The 19,110-nt window shown below is 39.7% G+C and carries 20 protein-coding genes and 1 tRNA gene; 11 read left to right on the top strand and 10 right to left on the bottom strand.

What is annotated here, in order from left to right; translation table 11 throughout:
* Nucleotides 1–159 precede the first annotated feature (159 nt).
* Nucleotides 160–336, top strand: coding sequence for a hypothetical protein (locus SCALIN_RS22110; protein ID WP_162532243.1), 177 nt, complete (start codon nt 160–162; stop codon nt 334–336).
* Nucleotides 337–410: 74 nt separating this feature from the next.
* On the top strand, nt 411–1,889 hold the full coding sequence (locus SCALIN_RS09725; RefSeq protein WP_096894311.1) for a recombinase family protein: 1,479 nt from the start codon (nt 411–413) through the stop codon (nt 1,887–1,889).
* Here SCALIN_RS09725 and SCALIN_RS09720 read toward each other — a convergent pair.
* From SCALIN_RS09720 to SCALIN_RS21675, 7 genes are all read right to left on the bottom strand, one after another.
* Nucleotides 1,857–1,930, bottom strand: a tRNA-Gln gene (locus tag SCALIN_RS09720). The genes SCALIN_RS09725 and SCALIN_RS09720 overlap by 33 nt on opposite strands.
* Before the next feature lie 45 nt (nt 1,931–1,975).
* Entirely contained in the window at nt 1,976–3,631 is a 1,656-nt protein-coding gene (gene ilvD / locus SCALIN_RS09715; RefSeq protein ID WP_096894325.1) for a dihydroxy-acid dehydratase, read from the bottom strand.
* A gap of 263 nt (nt 3,632–3,894) precedes the next feature.
* Nucleotides 3,895–4,242: an IS66 family transposase gene (locus tag SCALIN_RS09710; protein ID WP_133111811.1), complete on the bottom strand. Its 348-nt coding sequence runs from the start codon at nt 4,240–4,242 to the stop codon at nt 3,895–3,897.
* Nucleotides 4,243–4,294: 52 nt separating this feature from the next.
* Nucleotides 4,295–4,567 carry a helix-turn-helix domain-containing protein gene (locus SCALIN_RS09705; RefSeq protein WP_261341016.1) on the bottom strand — a complete coding sequence of 91 codons (273 nt, stop codon included), beginning with the start codon at nt 4,565–4,567 and terminating at the stop codon, nt 4,295–4,297.
* A gap of 185 nt (nt 4,568–4,752) precedes the next feature.
* Nucleotides 4,753–5,127, bottom strand: a complete 375-nt coding sequence (locus SCALIN_RS09700; RefSeq protein ID WP_096894308.1) for a HEPN domain-containing protein — start codon at nt 5,125–5,127, stop codon at nt 4,753–4,755.
* Nucleotides 5,120–5,443, bottom strand: a complete 324-nt coding sequence (locus tag SCALIN_RS09695; RefSeq protein ID WP_096894307.1) for a nucleotidyltransferase domain-containing protein — start codon at nt 5,441–5,443, stop codon at nt 5,120–5,122. The genes SCALIN_RS09700 and SCALIN_RS09695 overlap by 8 nt, the downstream gene beginning before the upstream one ends.
* A 246-nt stretch (nt 5,444–5,689) precedes the next feature.
* Nucleotides 5,690–5,947, bottom strand: a complete 258-nt coding sequence (locus SCALIN_RS21675; RefSeq protein ID WP_133111809.1) for a hypothetical protein — start codon at nt 5,945–5,947, stop codon at nt 5,690–5,692.
* Nucleotides 5,948–6,390: 443 nt separating this feature from the next.
* Here SCALIN_RS21675 and SCALIN_RS09690 point away from each other — a divergent pair, with 443 nt between their 5' ends.
* On the top strand, nt 6,391–6,981 hold the full coding sequence (locus SCALIN_RS09690) for a tyrosine-type recombinase/integrase (protein ID WP_096894306.1): 591 nt from the start codon (nt 6,391–6,393) through the stop codon (nt 6,979–6,981).
* 9 nt (nt 6,982–6,990) lie between these two features.
* Here the strand turns inward: SCALIN_RS09690 and SCALIN_RS23895 are convergent, their stop codons facing one another.
* Together SCALIN_RS23895 and SCALIN_RS09680 are read right to left on the bottom strand one after the other, a co-directional pair.
* Complete coding sequence (locus SCALIN_RS23895) at nt 6,991–7,224, bottom strand: type II toxin-antitoxin system HicA family toxin (RefSeq protein WP_096894305.1); 234 nt, start codon at nt 7,222–7,224, stop codon at nt 6,991–6,993.
* Nucleotides 7,221–7,463 (bottom strand): type II toxin-antitoxin system HicB family antitoxin, encoded by a 243-nt coding sequence (locus SCALIN_RS09680; protein WP_096894324.1) that lies wholly within the window; start codon nt 7,461–7,463, stop codon nt 7,221–7,223. Before SCALIN_RS09680 ends, SCALIN_RS23895 begins: the two co-directional genes overlap by 4 nt.
* A gap of 472 nt (nt 7,464–7,935) precedes the next feature.
* Between SCALIN_RS09680 and SCALIN_RS09675 the strand changes: the two genes are divergently transcribed.
* The 7 genes from SCALIN_RS09675 (at nt 7,936) to fabF (ending at nt 16,612) form a co-directional block, all read left to right on the top strand.
* The gene (locus tag SCALIN_RS09675; RefSeq protein WP_096894304.1) at nt 7,936–9,330 is read left to right on the top strand and encodes an IS1380 family transposase; all 1,395 of its coding nucleotides are present in this window, start codon (nt 7,936–7,938) and stop codon (nt 9,328–9,330) included.
* A 429-nt stretch (nt 9,331–9,759) separates the two neighbouring features.
* Entirely contained in the window at nt 9,760–12,414 is a 2,655-nt protein-coding gene (gene alaS, locus SCALIN_RS09670; protein WP_096894303.1) for an alanine--tRNA ligase, read from the top strand.
* A gap of 244 nt (nt 12,415–12,658) precedes the next feature.
* Nucleotides 12,659–12,889, top strand: a complete 231-nt coding sequence (gene rpmF, locus SCALIN_RS09665; protein ID WP_096894302.1) for a 50S ribosomal protein L32 — start codon at nt 12,659–12,661, stop codon at nt 12,887–12,889.
* 2 nt (nt 12,890–12,891) lie between these two features.
* Nucleotides 12,892–13,911, top strand: coding sequence for a phosphate acyltransferase PlsX (plsX, locus tag SCALIN_RS09660; protein WP_096894301.1), 1,020 nt, complete (start codon nt 12,892–12,894; stop codon nt 13,909–13,911).
* A 34-nt stretch (nt 13,912–13,945) separates the two neighbouring features.
* Nucleotides 13,946–14,935: a beta-ketoacyl-ACP synthase III gene (locus SCALIN_RS09655; protein WP_096894300.1), complete on the top strand. Its 990-nt coding sequence runs from the start codon at nt 13,946–13,948 to the stop codon at nt 14,933–14,935.
* Between the two features lie 187 nt (nt 14,936–15,122).
* The gene (gene acpP / locus SCALIN_RS09650; protein ID WP_096894299.1) at nt 15,123–15,365 is read left to right on the top strand and encodes an acyl carrier protein; all 243 of its coding nucleotides are present in this window, start codon (nt 15,123–15,125) and stop codon (nt 15,363–15,365) included.
* A 5-nt stretch (nt 15,366–15,370) separates the two neighbouring features.
* Nucleotides 15,371–16,612 (top strand): beta-ketoacyl-ACP synthase II, encoded by a 1,242-nt coding sequence (gene fabF / locus SCALIN_RS09645; RefSeq protein WP_096894298.1) that lies wholly within the window; start codon nt 15,371–15,373, stop codon nt 16,610–16,612.
* 40 nt (nt 16,613–16,652) lie between these two features.
* Here fabF and nadB read toward each other — a convergent pair whose 3' ends face one another.
* Entirely contained in the window at nt 16,653–18,284 is a 1,632-nt protein-coding gene (nadB, locus tag SCALIN_RS09640; protein WP_096894297.1) for an L-aspartate oxidase, read from the bottom strand.
* Between the two features lie 341 nt (nt 18,285–18,625).
* Here nadB and SCALIN_RS09635 point away from each other — a divergent pair, with 341 nt between their 5' ends.
* Entirely contained in the window at nt 18,626–19,027 is a 402-nt protein-coding gene (locus SCALIN_RS09635) for a hemerythrin domain-containing protein (RefSeq protein WP_096894296.1), read from the top strand.
* The last annotated feature ends 83 nt before the right edge of the window (nt 19,028–19,110 follow it).

Below are 19,110 nucleotides of genomic sequence, written 5' to 3'. Positions count from 1 at the left end.
CAAATAGGCAATAACCCTGCGCACCTATGTTTAATTAATCTAAATTATGAAGATTGAAATTGTTGATTCACAATTAACAAATGATATTGTTGAGAAGGTGGTTGCATGGTTACACATGTAAGATGTGATTTTTAATACTTAACTGTGGTTATTTAGTTTATGGATTATTCAAAAGAATTTTTAGAAAAAACGGTTCATCTCTGGGAACGGTATTATCAATCGCCATTAACTCTTGAGGATGCCAGAGAGATCGCAGACAACATGATTGGATTGTTTTCGTTTATATCTGAATTAGAGCAAAAGAATGGTAAAATTGGTTTTGAAGAATTGAATTGACTAATTAATCTTGCAATATAGGATTATACAACATATTGAGTATTGCAGAACAAAAAGGATTGAGATAATAGAAAATGGAATCATCACTATTATACGTTCGTGTATCTAGTTTAGAGCAACAAGACGGCTATTCTTTAGACGCACAACAAAAACTTGGGTACGAATACGCACAGCGCAAGAATCTAAGGATTTCAAAAATGTGGAAAGTATCAGAATCTGCTTGGCGTGAAGAAAGAATGGCGTTTAACCAATTGATTGACTTTGCAAAAAAACACCCGGAGATTCGTCATATTATTTTTGATGTTACTGACAGGATGACAAGGAATGACATTGATAAACTTAAGGTTTACGATTTAATCAAATCTTACGACAAGACAATTCATTTTTCCCGAAGTAACAAGCGATTCAATAAAGATTCGGGTTCAGATGATGAATTTATGTTTGATATTGAAGTTGCAGTTGCAAAGAAGATGTCGAATGACATTTCTAAGAAAACTAAAATGGGGATGCTGGAAAAGGCGGGACAGGGTTTATTTCCATCCGTCGCTCCAATCGGATACAAAAATAATAGAGCTACCCGTCTTATTGAGATTGATGAAGATAAGGCGTCGTATATTAAAACGGCATTTTCTTTGATGGCTTCTGGTTCTTACTCGCTCCGGATGCTAGAGCATCAACTTTATGATGACGGTCTTAGAAACAAACATGGTAACCGTGTGGGCAAGAGTTCGATTCATCAAACTCTTAAAAATCCAATTTATTACGGAGCGTTTAGGTGGGATGGAAAAATGTATCAGGGGAGTCATACCCCTATAGTCACCAAGCAGCTTTTTGATAAGGTGCAAAGCGTTCTGTCGAGTTCATTTCACCCTTCGGCTCATAAACTCCCATTTTATTTTAATAACTTAATGAAATGTGGGATTTGTGACTGCAAGGTCATCGGAGAAGTGAAGAAAAATAAGTATAAATATTATCACTGCACTTTCTCGAAAGGCAGGCACAAAGATGTTGCTTACATTCGAGAGGAAAAGTTAGCTGAAATGTTTGTAGAGCCGATACAAAGAATTACCTTAAACAATGATATTGTGGAATGGCTCAAAGAGGGATTAAGGGAGCGTAGTAAGAACAATCTAAAGTTACAAGAAAACCGTTATAATTCGCTCCTGAGTCAGCATGACAAGACAAATAAGCGTTTGAGCAGGTTATACGATGCCAAGTTTGACGGAGAGCTTGACGAGGGAGTATTTAAAGCTAAAGAGGAAGAATATAAAAGCCAACTTATTGAAATCAAATCACAAATTGATAACGTTCAGTCCATAAATCCTAACTTTTACGAATCCGGTAACAAAACCCTCGAACTTTTTAACAAGCTGTATTTTCAATATGTTAGGGCAAATTACGAGGAAAAGGCTACGATACTGAAATTTGTAGCCTCGAACTATGTCTTGAATGACGTAAGTCTTTATGCAGTATATAGAAAACCCTTTGATATAATTGCCGAAGGGGTCTCGTGTCCAACATGGTTACCCGGGGAGGACTCGAACCTCCAATGAGAGAATCAAAATCTCTAGTGTTGCCATTACACTACCGGGTAATATATATGTAAAGTGTTTAATAAGCCAGGAGAACTTCCTGTCTGCTATTCCTTTAGCACTGCTCCTTTATCAGCTGATGTTACGTTTTTCGCGTATCTAACAAGGCATCCACTGGTGACTGCCAATGGAGGCGCAGTCCATTTCTCCCTGCGGCTATCAAGTTCTGAATCTGATACAACAGCATATAATTTGCGATTTGGAATGTCAATGACTATCTCATCATCATCTTCTACCAGGGCTAACGCCCCACCTACCATCGCTTCGGGAGATACGTGTCCGATGCAGGGGCCTCTTGTGCCGCCAGAAAAACGACCGTCTGTTATCAAGGCAACAGAATTATCCAGACCCATTCCAACAAGTGCGGCAGTAGGTGACAACATTTCTCTCATCCCGGGACCACCACGAGGGCCTTCATATCTGATAATCATCACCGATCCCTTAGGAATTTTCTTATCCATGATCGCCTTCATAGCATCTTCTTCGCTTCCGAAGACCTTTGCAGGACCCTTGAAAAACATCATATCGCCAGATAATGCGCTCTGCTTGATTACGGCACCATCCAGTGCTATATTTCCATGAAGTACCGCAATACCACCTTCCTTGTTATAGGCGTTCTCTTTTGTCCGTATAATATCATCATCGTAGACGATTGCCTGCTTTGCTATCTCTTTTGTACTGTATCCGCTGACGGTTGCACAATCGTTTATGCTGTCATCAAGTCTCTTAATCGCTGCCGGAATACCACCCGCATAGAAAAGGTCTTCCATAAAGTGCTCACCACCTGGTCGTAGATTTGTTATCTGTGGTACTTTTCTGCTGATTTCATCAAATCGGTCCAGTTCTATGTCGATGCCAACTTCATGGGCTATTGCCGGAATATGGAGACAGGTATTTGTTGAGCCTCCAAGCGTCATATCGATTAATATCGCGTTGTCAAATGCCTCACGTGTCATAATTTTTCTCGTGGTTACTCCTTTTCTTACTAACTCAACTACTCTTTCTCCACTTTCATAGGCTATTCTCTCTTTCTCGGCTGAGATTGCCAGGGATGCAGCACATCCGGGTAAGGACATTCCCAGAGCCTCCGTTACGCAGGCCATTGTGTTTGCCGTATACAAACCCTGACATGATCCGGGTCCGGGACATGCCTCTTTTTCCAGCGATTCAAGCTCATCCTCGCTGATTTCTCCTTTTTGAGTCCTACCGACGGCCTCAAAAGTATCGCGAACAAGAGAAAGTTTCTTCATGTTACGACGGCCTGAAATCATGGGTCCGCCTGTTACGGCAATAGCAGGGACGTCTATCCTTGCCGCACCCATAAGCATTCCGGGAGTAATTTTGTCGCAATTAGTTAACAATATCAGTCCGTCCAGACAGTGTGCGTTTGTAACGGTTTCTATTAAATCAGCGATTAATTCTCTCGAAGAAAGGGAGTAGCTCATCCCTTTGTGTCCCATGGCAATTCCGTCACAGATGCCGGGTACACCAAATATGAAGCTGACACCGCCTGCCGCGTGAATCCCTTTCTCTATATCTCTTTCCAGCTTTCTCATGTGGGTGTGTCCAGGGATCAAGTCTGTAAAGCTGCTGGCAATGCCGATAAACGGCTTACTCATGCTTTCCTTGGTTAATCCGGTCGCGTAAAGCAGTGCCCTTGCGGGTGACCTCTCTATCCCACACGTAATAGTATCGCTACGCACATTTATTTCCTTTCTCAATAAATTTCCATCCGAAACAACATCGCTTAATTTTCATAGAGGGCCATTCTAACATACAATGCTATATTGGTTCAAGTATGCATTGATAATTTGTTTGCGCTCTGTTTGATCTCGTCAATTTCGCGCTGTATGATCACCATTTCCTCAGCCAGTTTTTTTTCATATCTATTGCTCCATGAAAAACCGTAGCCACATAAAGGTAAGGGCCAAGTTAACCCCGTTAGTGAATGATTGTACTCATCAACTTAAACATGCCCAGCGAAATGTTTGAGTTCACCAGGATCGATATTCCAGGGTAGCAAGTCGTCCACGGGCTTTCCGTCTCGCAAATAAACAGGCATTTCTTCAAAGTCCTTCCTGAAATACCAGTATGGTTCCAGTTCGTTAGCCTTTGCTGTTTCAACCAATGAATACCAGAGCGCTGTTGCCTTAGCACCTGCCTCACTCTGTGCAAATAGCCATACTTTTCTTCCGGTTGCAACCGGAAGAATATGACGCTCTGCTTTATTATTGTCCAGCGCCAAGCGGCCATCTTCAACGAAGACTATAAGTTTTGGCCACTGGTTATGAATATAGGTAAATGCAGTTGCCAATAGCCTCCCCCCACCCAAAAAGGGGTCACATCTTTGATGTGTGATATTCGTTTTAATTGTTAAAATCTCTCACATCAGATTCTAATTGCCTGACCAGTTTCTTAAAGGCTTTGTCTGTTTTTAACCGATCCTTAACCCGTCTACTTCCCAAACTCACTGCCGAAGGCCTGATACCTCCAAAGTGCTCACCTATTTCATCACACGTGTTTATAGCATACTTTCTCGACAAATATATCGCCATATCCCGGCCTTCATTTCCTTTACGTCCCTTTACGCACATCTCCTCCTTTGAAACATCATACGCTTCGCATACAACTTTACAAATTTCATTAATTCCTGGAATATGCTTCGGCGGATTTCACATGTAAAGCTCAACATCCATGTAAGCATAAACATTTTTTAAGACAACCTTCTCCGCATCACTTTATGTAGTATAGTTTTTCGTATTTTAAGAATTGAATTAAAAATGACAGTAAAATTGAGGTAGTTATTTTTTTATGTTTGCTTTTGCTAAGACGTAATTTTTAATATTATATTATGGGCACTCTTTATAGCGACTTTCATATCAGACTCATTGATATCCATCGGAAAAGGATATCTGATATTAACTCCATAATCGGTTAACATTAAACAGTCCTCTTCTATCGTTTCAAAATCTTCATCGTATTTCCTACATTCCTTGCTCAAGGTTACCAAATCATGAGTTCTCTTGATTTCTTCACTGTTTAAAGCCAGAAATCCTTTCAAGTATTTTTCTGCCGATTGTTGACAATGGTAGCAGATTATTTCGGTAGGCATTGATTGCATGTTCTGTAGAAACTCTGCCGAAGACAAATCAGCTTCAGCAATTGTAAACCACTCTTTCGCAACATCCTTATTATCCATATACTTTTGTTCCGTCCAACAGGATTTTATACTCTAATGTACTCCTGAGATCGGCTCTTTCATTAAATTCTTTCTCTGTGTAAACCAGTATATCTATGGGACTAGAGATCAAATCGATTAATTCACGTCTTATATCTCTGATAATATCAATTTTCCTTTTATTCTTCAGGTCTGTTATTACACACAAATCTATATCACTTTCCCCGTCAGGTTTACCGTAAGCTTGAGAACCAAAGATGAAAACCTGCCGGACGTTAAACTTTTCTTTTAATTTATTTACCAGCGTTTCTATTTGTTCGCTTATCTGAGTTTCCATTTTTTAAATTACTCCGTTCAAATAATTCAGTCAGATGTTTAAATCTTTCATTATTTTTAATACGGAGTGCATCAACCGTGATGATGCGTATTAAAGCAGTGACACGGTCACTGCACTCCAAATAAAACAACTTTATAACAAGTTACGAATTGAATAATTGTGATACTAAACTACACATCATTAAAGTCAAGAAAAATTGAGGTTCGAGTTACGAATTACAGGTTGCGCGGTTCGGGTTAAACTCTTTCATGTTTTTGTTTTTCTCCGTGATCTCTGGTTTACACCAGCTATGCTGGATTGTTCTGTTGAATTGAAACGTATTGAAGTTAGTAATTGTGGTTCACCAATTAGCTGCGCATTGGCATGTGAAAGTGATTGAGCACCAAAACATTGCGATATCAGTAAGCGTGTTGATGCGAAGAAGGATGGTTCCTTCTGACAGCGAAGATGTGACAGGAGCCTACTAATGGGTGACCCCAAGCTTTTGTCAATATCAAAGTTCAAAGATGTGACCCCTTTCCCGTGACCCCTTTCCCGACAACCGACACCGTTCAAGTAAAGTTGAGGTCTTGAAAATTAAAGTACCGATATGTTAACAAATCTGCGTAACGTGTCAATGGTGGAAGTGAAATTTCAACCACTATTAAGTCGTACACGTAGTGTGTATAAAAAATGATGATACTATATGTAGTCTCTGCCAATAGTGATAATGCCGAAGATAACACATTATAGAATATTACTCAGGAATTAATTTCTTTAGGTTTTTTGTAAACTTTGGGAAAATGTGATTACATCATTACATCAGTTTTGTACAAAATATGATGAAAAACCTACTTCACATTTATGTAGAAGTGTGAAGTAACGCCCTGCTTGACAGGGCTTTTTTAATACCCTATGATATAAAAAGTGAAATATATTTCACAAAAAAAACTAAATGTGAAGTTGCTATGAAAGAACAAATGAAAGCATCGGCATATCATTTAAAACCCGCCGAAATAAAAAAACTAATTGTGGCAGCTCCAAACTTCAGGGACAGGTGTATTATAAAAACGCTTTACTGGCTGGGGCTTCGCCGTAGTGAATTAGTTGAGTTGGATGTTCGGGACATCGACTACGAACGCAAGCGTGTAACAGTACAGCGTGTAACAGTACGGCAAGGCAAAGGAGGAAAGATACGAATAGTGCCTATCGTAGATGATGAATTCGTGAGCGATATAAAACATCTTATAGGAGATCGTAAAAGCGGAGCGGTATTTTTATCAACCCACAACAAACCGCTTTCCAATCGAGCGCTAAATTATATTGTTGCTGATGTTGGAGAAAAAGCAGGAATCAAACCACCGCAACCAAAACGCAAAAATATAAACCCGCATATCTTCCGGCACTCCATAGCAAGGTTTTTAAAATCAAAAGGATTTACCGCAGAGTGGATTCAAAACTTTTTAGGACACCAGTCATACAAAACTACAATGGATATGTACGGAACTATCGGAATTGACGAAATGCAGGAAATCGCAGAAAGGAAATTAAACAACTGATAGTGTATGTTACAGCAATTCCAAGAACTCATCAACAGAAAGCTCTGCTTGTCTTAGAATACTCTTTAGCACATGACGAGGCATATCAAATCTATCATGCCTTGGAATTGTAACTCGGAGGTTGGTTTTAATTATATGCCTAAGCTGGACATGAGAACCTGTTTGGTGGTGAATGTAAAAATTAGCTTTTAGTATAGCCTTAATTACTTTTTTAGGCTTTATGATAGGTAATTCTTTTTTCACACTCCCGCAAGGCTTATTTCAAGCTTTTCAGTTACTGGTTCTGTATCTATATCTTTTGGAATTGGCTCACCATCTTTTGTTAGTCCTTCAAGATGGCACTTGATAGCATCTGTAGCCATCTCTTTTGCTTCCTTTAGAGTACGGCCATAAGTAACAATTGTTGGAATGGCAGGAATGATAACTTCATAACCACCCTCTCCAAGAGGTTCAAAAATTACGGTATAAGAATGATTACCCATTTTTTTTCTTAAAAATGAAAATGATTTCATAAATTTAATATTTTATAACTAAGTAAGTGTAACATCATTGTTGCCCATTGTCTACTTTTAAGACTTCCTCCTCTAAATTTTTTAGGACACTAGTCATACAAGACCACAATGGATAATTTTCTTTTTCTCTAACACCCCCTCCCCTCTTTGATGAAGATACTCGGACACGATCATCTAAGCACAACTCAAATATATTTAAACCTATCACCAGAGATGGAGTTAAATGAATTTCATGATAAATGGTTTGATTCAGAAACTTGATTCGGTAAGAAAAGATGTAGCAAAAAGTTTTTACTTCTTGCTACATCTAGTTACTTATACCTAAGCTGAGCGATTTGTATTTGCTAAAAAGACTTAAAACCCACTTAAAAGGCAATAGTAATTTGTTATAATACATTTTCAAGAAAACAAAATCCATCACCCATTAAGTGAGGAGAGTATTATGAAGAAAAATGTATTTAAAAGCAAGTGCAAGATTAACAAAATCGGAGTAACAAATGACACATTAACCGGCAGAGGAGGCATGTCTTTATTTGTTAAATATTTAAGTAGTGTAGAAATATACCCGTTATTAGAAGAGTTTTTTGGAGATATCAGAAAAAGCGGCAAAGGTCTTCCGGTGTGGAATATATTCAAACAGATATTTTGTTGGTTTTATGATGGGACGAGTCGCCACCTAAATTCATTTGATCAATTAAGAGCAGATGAGGGCTATGCATCAGTAATAGAGAATTCTCAGACAGAGATGGTGTCGTCACATCAGATAAAACGGTTTTATAAATCGTTTTCATGGGTATGTGGAGGCCCATTTCGGAAGATATTACGAAAGATGTTTATTTGGAGGTTAAGGCGAGAAAACCCTGAGGCCATAGACTTAACATTAGATACAATGGTTATGGACAACGATGAAGCACAGAAGCGCTATGGAGTACAGCCCACCTATAAAAAAGTAAAAGGTTTCCAACCTTTACAAGCAATTTGGAATGGTAAGATAGTGGATGCGGTCTTCCGAGGTGGAAAGAAACACAGCAACTATGGTAATACCGTGGTGAATATGATGAGAGACCTTGTGCGGGTAATCCGTGAGGAATATAGTGAGACAGTCACGATAATAGTCAGGCTTGATAGTGGTTTTTTTGATGAGAAAATATTACAAGCATGTGACAATCTTGGAGTAGGATTTATCTGTACTGGCAAGATGTATAAGGGAGTAAAGGAGTATGTAGGTGTCCAGTTAGAGGACCAATGGGATGTCTACAGCAATAGGAATCAAGAGTGGAAGTATTTGGAGTTTGGTTATAGATGTGATTCGTGGGAGAGGTTTTATCGTGCAATATACACCAGATTGAGTCATGATGGAGAACAAAGGTTATTGGACTTTGCGCGGCCAGATAATGTAATTCTCACGAATATAGGAGTTAATCCAAAGGTGTTAGCCAACTGTAGTACTCAGGAGGAAGAGAGAAGATTGTTGCATACAGAAACAATTATAGAGAGCCATCATATGAGAGGAGCAGATGAATTACCGCATAGAGGGTTAAAGGATTTTGGATTTGAAGAATTACCATTTAAGAGATTTGTACCCAATAGTGTAGTATATTATTGTATGCTGATATCATTCTTTTTGTTTGAAGCATTTAAAGAAGACGTATTGGAAGGGGTATTGCCCATAGGCAGCTATGCGACGACGGTGAGGAGAAAGGCATTGGATTTTGCTGCAAAGATAATAGGCACTGGCAGGCAATTAATCCTTAAAGTAACGCGGGCAGTGATGGATAATTTACAATTTGATATATTATGGCAACGAAGTCAAAAACCCGTACCAATAATCATTTAGTCGTAACAATTTTGAAGCTGAAAACAACGTTATCTGTGGGAGAGGTACGTCCATGTTTTGTAAAATTAGATCAAAGACGCAATCCTAAAGATTCTTTTTGGTAAGAGAGGGTTCAGTACCACAGCAAAACAATCTTTACTGGATAAATTTGAGAAATTTATCTTTATTTTACTATAAAAAAGCAGAAATCTATCAACGCAAAATTCCGAAAACAATAAAAAAGTGTTGCATATTTGTATTCTAAAGAAAGTTTTTACCGTCTCATTCCTTAACGGTTAAAAAGGGGGCGCATCTTAAGAAATGGCAGGAATGGAGATGTGAGGCGCCATGTATCTATAACCTGACAATTTGATAAATACTGTCCTGTCTTGGAGATAGATATTTACCTTGATTTGATTATCCTCATAGGTAGAATATCAAAACTATATTATGAAAACAGATGAAATTAGAAAAAAATATATAAGTTTTTTTGAGAAAAAAGGGCATTCTGTTTTTCCAAGTGATTCGCTTGTTCCGAAAGATGATCCGACTCTTTTATTTACAGGTGCCGGGATGAACCAGTTTAAGGATATGTTTCTTGGTAAAGGAACGCTGGATGCCAAGAAGGCTACTACATGCCAGAAGTGCATCCGGACCGGTGATATAGAGAATGTAGGCAGGACCCCAATGCATCACACTTTCTTTGAAATGCTGGGTAATTTTTCTTTTGGAGATTATTTTAAAACAGAGGCAATTGAGATGGCGTGGGAATTTATGCTTTATGAAATGAAGCTGCCGAAAGAGAGATTATCTGTCAGTGTTTTTCTTGATGACGAAGAGTCATATGAGATCTGGCAAAACAGGATTGGCATTCCTGAAGAGAGGATATACCGGTTTGGAGAGAAGGAAAATTTCTGGCCGGCAAGCGCTCCTTCAGAGGGACCTAACGGTCCTTGCGGTCCTTGCTCGGAAATCTTTTATGATCGGGGAGATGGTGTTGGGTGCGGAAGAAAAGAGTGTGCTCCGGATTGTGATTGTGAACGTTTTGTTGAGGTGTGGAATCTTGTCTTTACACAATTTGATAGAAGAGAAGGGGGGGCGCTTAGCCCGTTACCAAATAAGAATGTAGATACTGGTATGGGGCTGGAGAGAATGGCCAGTGTTATCCAGGGTGTCAGCACAAACTTTGAGATAGATATATTTAAACCGATAATTCAAAACATTTCTGAGATCACTGAGGTTAAATATGATAGCCAGGCAGAAAAAGGTAAACTGATGAATCGCATAGCCGACCACGTAAGGGCAGTTATTTTCTGTATTTCTGATGGAGTATTGCCCGGTAATGAAGGAAGAGGTTATGTCCAAAGAAGGCTTTTGAGAAGGGCCGTTCGTGATGGGTTGAAATTGGGAAAAGAGGAGTGCTTTCTCTATAAACTTGTTCCAGCTATTGCCGACGTAATGTTTGAGCAGTATCCTGAAATAAAGCAACGCAGGGAAAACATTGCCAGGATTATAAAGAACGAAGAGGAACGGTTCCATGAAACCCTGTTTATGGGGAATAAGAGGCTGGATGAGCTTATGGAAGATCTTCGTGATAGTGGAGAGAAGAACTTGTCGGGTCAGGATGCTTTCCAATTGTATGATACATTTGGTTTTCCGTTTGAGATGACAAAATCAATTTTAGAGGAAAACAACCTCTCCGTTGATGAAGACGGCTTCGAGAAAAAGATGCAGATGCAGCGCGAACGAGCAAAGGTGTCGTCGCAAATGACGGGAAGTATATTTGATGAGGGGCCGTTAAGTACATTAAAGGAGACAACGAAAGAGTCAATTTTTCTGGGTTATGAACAGAGTGAGGTTGAAGGAAGGGTAATTGGTCTGATAATTAACGAGCAACTGGTTGATTCGGCAAAAGCAGGGCAGAATGTGCATGTTGTGCTGGACCAGACTCCATTTTACGCAGAAGCAGGAGGTCAGATCGGTGACACCGGTGTAATCCGTACAAAGAGTGCAAATGTTGAGATCACAGATACTAAGAAATCAAATGATATCATAGTGCATATTGGAAAGGTTGTAGAAGGCTGTATTCGTCAAGATGAAAATGTTTCTTCGGTTGTTGATACTGAACGAAGAGGCGCTATTAAGCGAAATCATTCAGCAACACACATGCTTCACTCAATTTTAAGACGTGTTTTAGGGCAGCATGCAGAGCAATCAGGATCTTTCGTATCACCGGAGAGGCTTCGTTTTGACTTCCACCATTTTGAGGGTGTAAAAAAAGATGAAATCGCAAGAATAGAAGAGCTGATGAATGAAAGGGTTATGGAAAATGCTACTGTCACTACAGATCAAATGGCATTAGACCAGGCAAGGAAAGCTGGCGCTACGGCACTGTTTGGTGAGAAATATGGTACGAACGTAAGGGTTGTAAGTATTGGGGATTACAGCCAGGAACTTTGCGGGGGCATCCATGTAAAGAATACAGGAGAGATTGGGATATTTAAAATTATCAGCGAAACGTCAATAGCTGCAGGTATACGCAGGATTGAGGCTGCTACTGGGCATGAAGCTATCGCATGGACAAGGCGAAAGGAGCAAATGTTGGATAGTTTATGCGGGCTGCTTGATACGCAGGAAAACATGGTGGTTCAACGTGCTGAAGATTTAATACGCCAATTAAAGGAACTTAGAAAAGATGTACAGAAGGCAAAAAAAGATGGTATGCAAAAAAAATCTTCTGACTTTATTTCTAAAGCTAAAGATATTTCAGGGGTTAAAGTTGTGGCAGAAGTGGTAAAAGGAGCAGATGCAGACGATTTGAGGAAAACTGTTGATTCATTGAAAAAGAGCCTGGGGTCTGTTGCAATAATATTGGGAGCTGTAGGGAATGGCAGGGTGACATTAATTGTTTCATTAAGTAGTGATTTAGTAAAAAAAGGGCTTCATGCCGGCAATATTGCAGGGGATATTGCAAAAATTGTTGGAGGAGGTGGTGGAGGTCGCCCTGATATGGCGCAGGCCGGTGGTCAACTTCCTGATAAGATCTATGAAGCCATTGACTTAGGGTTAAAAATACTACAAAAAGAGATAGATTATGATTCATGATTTTCTGTCGAATTTACCAATGATGTTTTTGCTTGACAAAGGTAAGGTGCAAATATAAAATAAGAAAATTATTAATCCGGCTGACACCCTTTATAAGTTTATAAATTTAAAGGGGATAGGTGGAATAAGGGAAGAACAAGAAAGTAATGGGAGGCTTGGTAGTAAAGATAATACCTTATACTTTTCCCTTTCTTTCTCATTCTTCCCTTATTTATTTTAGATTTTAAGATGAGAGTTACATAATATGGCAGTTCCAAAAAGAAGGCAATCCAGTTCCAGGTCAGGTAAGAGACGTGCACATGATGCGTTGAAACCGCCAAACGTTCCACGCTCTGAGTTTGCGAGGAGTACATCAGGTAGTAGGTCAAAGAAGTATATTTGTCCTCATTGTAAACAAATAAAAAGACCACATACGGTTTGTCATAATTGTGGTTATTATCGTGGCCAACAAGTTATTGCTGTAGAGAGAGCGTAGATATGCGTATTGCGGTTGATGCAATGGGTGGTGATGCGGCTCCGGTTGAGATCATAAAAGGGGCAGTGGCTGCTGCACGCTTCTATACCGATCACGAAATGATATTAGTAGGTGATCAGGATAGAATTAAAAGTGAATTGGTTGCATGTGGTGCTACTACTGTTGATAATATTTCAGTTGTGCATGCGTCACAAGTAGTAGGCATGAACGAGTCTGCAACTGTAGCCGTGCGTAAAAAAGCAGATTCATCAATAACCAAAAGTGTAAAGTTGGTAGCTGAAAAAGCGGCAGATGCGGTAGTGAGCGCAGGTAACACAGGTGCGTCTGTAGCTGCGGCATCCTTGTTTCTTCGTACGTTGGAGCATGTTAAACGTCCGGGGATAGCTGTGTCGATACCGACTTTTCATGGTGCGTGTATGGTAATTGATGCCGGTGCGAATATACAATGCAAGCCTTCACATTTGATGCAATACGGAGTTATGGCATCTGTCTTTTGTAAATATGTGTTGAATATTGAGAAACCGAGAGTAGGGCTTTTAAATATCGGAGAAGAGGACGCGAAGGGTAACGAGTTGGTAAAAGAGACTTTTTCACTTCTTTCAAATACTTCGCTGAACTTTGTTGGAAACGCGGAAGGACGTGATGTCTTTGATGGCAAGTTTGATATAGTTGTTTGTGAAGGTTTTGTTGGTAATGTTCTGTTGAAATTTGCAGAAGGGCTCTCGATAAGTATGTTGGCTGCATTTGCATTGGAGGCAAAGAAGAGTGTCTGGACAAGACTGGGGGCCTGGCTGTGCAAACCTGTTCGCGAACATCTGTACAGTAAAATGGATTATACCGAATATGGTGGTGTTCCATTACTTGGGATCGATGGTATCTGCATTATTTCTCATGGAAGGTCGGATTCCAAAACAATCCAGAATGCAATAAGAGAAGCTATACAGTTTGGTAAGTACGAAGTAAATAAACATATTAATACAGAACTTGAGATTGCAAATTCGTCTCTTGTGACTGCTATATAAATAAACCCAATTTCCTAATTTATTAGGATAATTAATGGATAATGAATACAAGGCATCAATTACAGGGGTAGGGTCTTTTTTACCCGAAAAAGTACTCACCAACGACGATCTGTCGAAGATGCTTGATACAACGGATGAATGGATCACCAAGCGTACGGGGATAAAGGAAAGGCGTATTGTAGAAAATGGAGTTGCTGCTTCGGATCTTGCGGTTGAAGCGTCTTTACGTGCGCTGGATGATGCAAATGTCTTACCCACTGAAGTAGATCTAATAATTGCATCCACTATCACACCCGACTGTTTATTCCCTTCTACTTCCTGTTATATACAGGAGAAGTTAGGTGCACGGAATGCAGGTGCTTTCGATTTATTGGCAGCTTGTGCGGGATTTGTGTATGCATTATCTGTAGCGAGAAGTTTTGTTGCATCCGGAGCCATGAAAACAGTATTGGTTGTTGGGACTGAATGCATGTCGAAGATTACCGACTATACTGACAGGTCAACATGTATTCTTTTTGGTGATGGAGCTGGTGCGGTAGTCGTCCAACAAGGTAATGGCAGAAGAGAGATAATTACGACATATTTGGGTTCGGATGGCAGTCAGGCAGAGTTGTTGATGCTTCCGGCAGGTGGTTCCAGGTTACCTGCGTCCCATGAGACAGTAGATTCGCGTTCACATTATATTAAGCTGAGAGGTAAAGAGGTATTTAAGCAAGCCATTATTAACATGGTTGATGTAATCACCAGGGCTGCTACTGAAAATAACATGCGGGTAGAAGACTTTGATATGATTATTCCACATCAAAGCAATATTAGAATAATTGAAGCCGCTATGGAAAAGCTTAAACTTCCAAAGGAAAAAGCATACATTAATATCGACCGTTATGGCAATACATCTTCTGCTTCTATTCCTATAGCAATGGATGAGATAGAGAAGGGGGGGGTGTTAAAACCGGGAAGTACGGCGATTCTGGTTGCTTTTGGAGGGGGTTTAACATGGAGTTCGTCTATAATTAAGTGGTAAAAAAGAAGTATATATGATGTGATGGATTGTGGGAAACAGACACGTTTTATAGAAAGAATTTGGGTAAGTTATTTGCGTGACTACTTATTAAAAACAGATCTTACAATGAGATGAGAAATATTAATTATTACAATTCTTTAGTGAAATATTGAAAAATCTGGGAATTTTGTCCTAAGGAGGAAACGTCTTGTCTACAGAAGAATCAGTTGAAGAAAAAGTAAAAGAAATAATTGTAAAGCAGATGGGTGTGAATAAGGACCAGGTAACACCGGAAACATCTTTTATAAACGATTTGGGTGCGGATTCGCTTGATACTGTTGAACTGGTAATGGAGCTTGAAGATGCGTTTGATGTTAGTATTCCTGATGAAGAAGCTGAAAAAATTCAAACTGTCGGGGATGCGATAACATATATTAAGGAGCACAAGTAAAAACGATGGGTTCAAGAGTAGCGATTACAGGTCTTGGGGCAATAACCCCGGTAGGTTGTGAGAAAGATCAACTTTGGGAATCATTGTGTAATGGTAAAAGCGGAATTGCTGATATAACTGCTTTTGACACAACTGGTCATGACGTACTTATTGCGGGAGAAGCGGCAGATTTTGATGCGGCTAGATGGTTTAATAAGAAGGAAGAGAGAAGGTTAGACAGATTTTCTCAATTCGCTGTAGCCTCTGCGGCCCTTGCCCTTGAAGATTCCGGGATCGATCTTGATAATATGGACCGGGATAAGGTAGGTGCAATTATTGGTACCGGTATTGGTGGTATTATTGAGATTGAAGCGCAGCATAAGATTTTACTCGAAAGAGGTCCATCAAGAGTTTCTCCTTTTATGATTACTAAATTAATGGCTAATGCAGCACCGGGTTACATAGCTATTAAATTTGGCCTTCGAGCCGCAAATTTTTCTGTTATTACCGCTTGTGCGTCTGGCGCGCATGCCATTGTTGAAGCATTCCGGATTGTTCAGAGAGGAGAAGCAGATGTAATGTTTGCGGGAGGAACTGAAGCAACGATTACTCCACTCTGTGTAGGCGCGTTTAATAATATGAAGGCTTTGTCTACAAGAAACGAGGAGCCTCAGAAAGCCAGTAGACCTTTTGATAGAGATAGAAACGGGTTTGTCATTTCGGAAGGTTCCGGTATGGTCATTTTAGAAGAGATGGAAAGTGCAAAGAGGAGAGGTGCGACTATTTATGCTGAGATGCTCGGCTTTGCAATGAGTGATGACGCACATCACATAACAGCCCCCCATCCTGAAGGTAAAGGTGCTTGTACCGCCATGAGGAACGCATTAAAAGATGCCAGGTTGAATGTTGAACAGATATCCTACATTAATGCACATGCGACATCTACTCACCTTGGAGATATGGTTGAGATTAACGCCATCAAGAATGTTTTTCGCGATCACGTAAAGAATATATCTGTCAGCTCGACGAAATCCATGCTGGGTCATCAACTGGGGGCTTCAGGTGGAGTTGAAGCATTAATATGTTCGTTGGTATTAGATAAGAACGTTATTCCTCCTACGATAAATTATGATAATCCTGACCCTGATTGTGATGGAATAGACTTTGTTCCTAATGAGGCGAAGGAAAGACAAATAGAGAATGTGATGTCCAATTCTTTTGGTTTTGGCGGTCACAATGTCAGTATTATTCTGGGTAAGGTACGCTAATTCTCATTGTCTGAAACTAAGACATTAAGTTGTTATTTTCTTATTGCTCAAATCCGTTTGTGTTATTATTGACGATAATGTGTTTTTTCCATTGTTTGTCATTTGTATTTAGATGGTCTAATCGATAGTGAACGCCTCTTGATTCACGCCTTTTAAAAGCTGAACTTGCAATTAAGATTGATGCGGTGAGCATGTTTTGTACTTCCCAGCCAAGTGGTGATGAAAATTCATTACTAATAATATACTTTGACCAATGTTTAATGCTATTGATTGTGTCTTTAAGGTATTTGCCGTCTCTTTCGATACCAACATTTCTCCACATAATACTTTTTAGTGAATTTTTAATATCTTTTAAATCCAGTTCGTTATATAAATGGCTCTTGGATGGTCCTTTAAAGAAACGTGGTGATAATAATTCATCTTTCTTTTTTGCTGATTCCTTACCTGCCAGGTGGCCTGTCCTGTAACCGAAAACCAGTCCTTCTAATAACGAGTTGCTTCCTAGGCGGTTTGCACCATGAAGACCGGTACAGGATACTTCTCCACATGCATAAAGGTTTTCCATGCTTGTTCTTCCTTTTTGGTCCACCAGAATACCTCCAATCATGTAATGAGCGCTCGGATGAACTGGGATTAATTCTTGAGTTATGTCAATGCCGAAAGACTTACATAATTTTTTTATTTTTGGAAATCTTGTGCTGAGCTTTTCTTTTGGAATGTGCCTTACATCCAGATATACATGTGTAAAATCAGTGTTGCGTATTTCCTGTATTATGCTCCTGCTGACGATATCCCTTGGCGCCAGTTCGGCGCTGGAATGATACTTTGGCATGAATCTTTCACCAAATTTGTTCCGCAAGATTCCTCCTTCACCACGGACCGTTTCAGAAATTAAAACTCTCTCGGCCCCAGCGACATATAATGTTGTTGGGTGAAATTGTACGAATTCAAGATCCTGAAGTTTTACCCTTGCGCGATGGGCCATTGCAATTCCATCTGCAGTCGCTATTTCAGGATTTGTTGTTTCTCTATAAACCTGGCCACAACCACCTGATGCTAAAATAGTCTGCCTGGCCCATATCAACGTGTTTCCCGCGTGGCTACGCCACGCTATAATCCCATTACAGCTGTTTTTACTTACCAGTAAATCAAGAGCAAACGTATTTTCAAAAACTCTGATCTTAGGGTTTTTTTTAACTACATTAATCAGTGTCTCTTCAATCTCTTTACCAGTAGAGTCACCTCTGGCCCTTAATATTCTCGGATAGCTGTGTCCGCCCTCTTTTGTGAATGCCAGCTTTCCGTTCTCCCTGTCAAATTTAGCGCCCCAACCTATTAATTCCTTTACACGCTTTGGGCCCTCTCTAACTACACCACGAACTACCTTGTCATCACAGATACCATGTCCAGTTTTCAGAGTGTCATTAATGTGCTGCTTAAAGCTGTCAACCGGGTTTAATGTTGCGGCAATACCTCCTTGAGCATGTTCTGTACAATTCTCATTTATCATGGACTTGGTAACGACTAAGACAGATCCACCTCTTGCAGCGTGGATGGCAGAACTTAGACCGGCAACACCACTGCCTATTACCAGCGTGTCAGTAAAAATATGCTGAAGTGTTTTACTGTTAAAAGATACCAGATACCTCTTGAAAATATTTTTTATTGTCATAATCTCAAAATATTGTTAGTGTTAGAATAACCTGTTGGTCAGTAGATGAATTGTATATTGGCTTTTAATCATTGTCAAAAAGATAAATTTTCAGTTTTAAGAAGGTGTTCTCTTTATTTTTATCATTTCCATGTCATAATGAAGTTAAGTTTAGCGATTTTAAAGTTATGATTCTTCTACTCTGTTCAGTTTAACTTCGTTTGACCCGTTCAGTATGGCGTCATTCTGAGTGCCTGCACCAATAGGCACAGGCGGCGAGTCAAAGGATAGTCTGTTACCGCATGGAGACGTACTACAATCGGGCTAAATTATTATAATGTGAAGAAAGGAGGGGGTTTCTCATGGGAGCAACAGTTGACGGTTTTAAAGCAACACACCGGGAAGCAGTGAGCTTATTAGGAGAAATTGATTCATCCGGAGGGCAACAAAGAATTGATGCCCTAAATAGTTTAAAAGAAGCATTGTTAGCTCATGTTGGAGAAGAAAACAGTGTTATACAGGAAGCAATGGACAAGTCAGATGTTGAAGGGCCTTTTAAATCTTCCGCACAAAGATTTATGGATGAACTTGGCAGCATAGCCCAGACAGCGCTATTACCATTTTTTGATAAATTTTCATCGCCTGAAACAGTCGATAGCGAAGACTTTGCGGATGATTTCAATGGAATAAAAAGTGCACTTGCAGATAGAATAGCATTTGAAGAAGGGAAGTTTTATCCGGAGCTTGAGAAACTAGGTTATTGATGTCCAAAGAAAAACTGGTTTATTTTCCAATTTAATGTTTACCACGTATCAGCGTTATCCGGCTAAGTATCTGCGAAGCAAAT

Origin of the sequence: Candidatus Scalindua japonica (genome assembly GCF_002443295.1) — a bacterium.
In the GTDB taxonomy this organism is placed as follows: Bacteria; Planctomycetota; Brocadiia; order Brocadiales; family Scalinduaceae; genus Scalindua; species Scalindua japonica.
Note: the sequence above shows the minus strand (reverse complement) of the source record. Positions and strands in the feature narration are given on the sequence as shown.

What these genes read in the sequence shown, in the direction of transcription:
- rpmF (WP_096894302.1), top strand. Translation starts at nt 12,659, where the DNA reads ATGGCAGTTCCAAAAAGAAGGCAATCCAGTTCCAGGTCAGGTAAGAGA.
- SCALIN_RS09680 (WP_096894324.1), bottom strand. Translation starts at nt 7,463, where the DNA reads ATGGGTAATCATTCTTATACCGTAATTTTTGAACCTCTTGGAGAGGGT.
- nadB (WP_096894297.1), bottom strand. Translation starts at nt 18,284, where the DNA reads ATGACAATAAAAAATATTTTCAAGAGGTATCTGGTATCTTTTAACAGT.
- SCALIN_RS22110 (WP_162532243.1), top strand. Translation starts at nt 160, where the DNA reads ATGGATTATTCAAAAGAATTTTTAGAAAAAACGGTTCATCTCTGGGAA.
- fabF (WP_096894298.1), top strand. Translation starts at nt 15,371, where the DNA reads ATGGGTTCAAGAGTAGCGATTACAGGTCTTGGGGCAATAACCCCGGTA.
- SCALIN_RS09690 (WP_096894306.1), top strand. Translation starts at nt 6,391, where the DNA reads ATGAAAGAACAAATGAAAGCATCGGCATATCATTTAAAACCCGCCGAA.
- plsX (WP_096894301.1), top strand. Translation starts at nt 12,892, where the DNA reads ATGCGTATTGCGGTTGATGCAATGGGTGGTGATGCGGCTCCGGTTGAG.
- SCALIN_RS09725 (WP_096894311.1), top strand. Translation starts at nt 411, where the DNA reads ATGGAATCATCACTATTATACGTTCGTGTATCTAGTTTAGAGCAACAA.
- SCALIN_RS09635 (WP_096894296.1), top strand. Translation starts at nt 18,626, where the DNA reads ATGGGAGCAACAGTTGACGGTTTTAAAGCAACACACCGGGAAGCAGTG.
- alaS (WP_096894303.1), top strand. Translation starts at nt 9,760, where the DNA reads ATGAAAACAGATGAAATTAGAAAAAAATATATAAGTTTTTTTGAGAAA.
- SCALIN_RS09700 (WP_096894308.1), bottom strand. Translation starts at nt 5,127, where the DNA reads ATGGATAATAAGGATGTTGCGAAAGAGTGGTTTACAATTGCTGAAGCT.
- SCALIN_RS09675 (WP_096894304.1), top strand. Translation starts at nt 7,936, where the DNA reads ATGAAGAAAAATGTATTTAAAAGCAAGTGCAAGATTAACAAAATCGGA.
- SCALIN_RS09695 (WP_096894307.1), bottom strand. Translation starts at nt 5,443, where the DNA reads ATGGAAACTCAGATAAGCGAACAAATAGAAACGCTGGTAAATAAATTA.
- SCALIN_RS09655 (WP_096894300.1), top strand. Translation starts at nt 13,946, where the DNA reads ATGGATAATGAATACAAGGCATCAATTACAGGGGTAGGGTCTTTTTTA.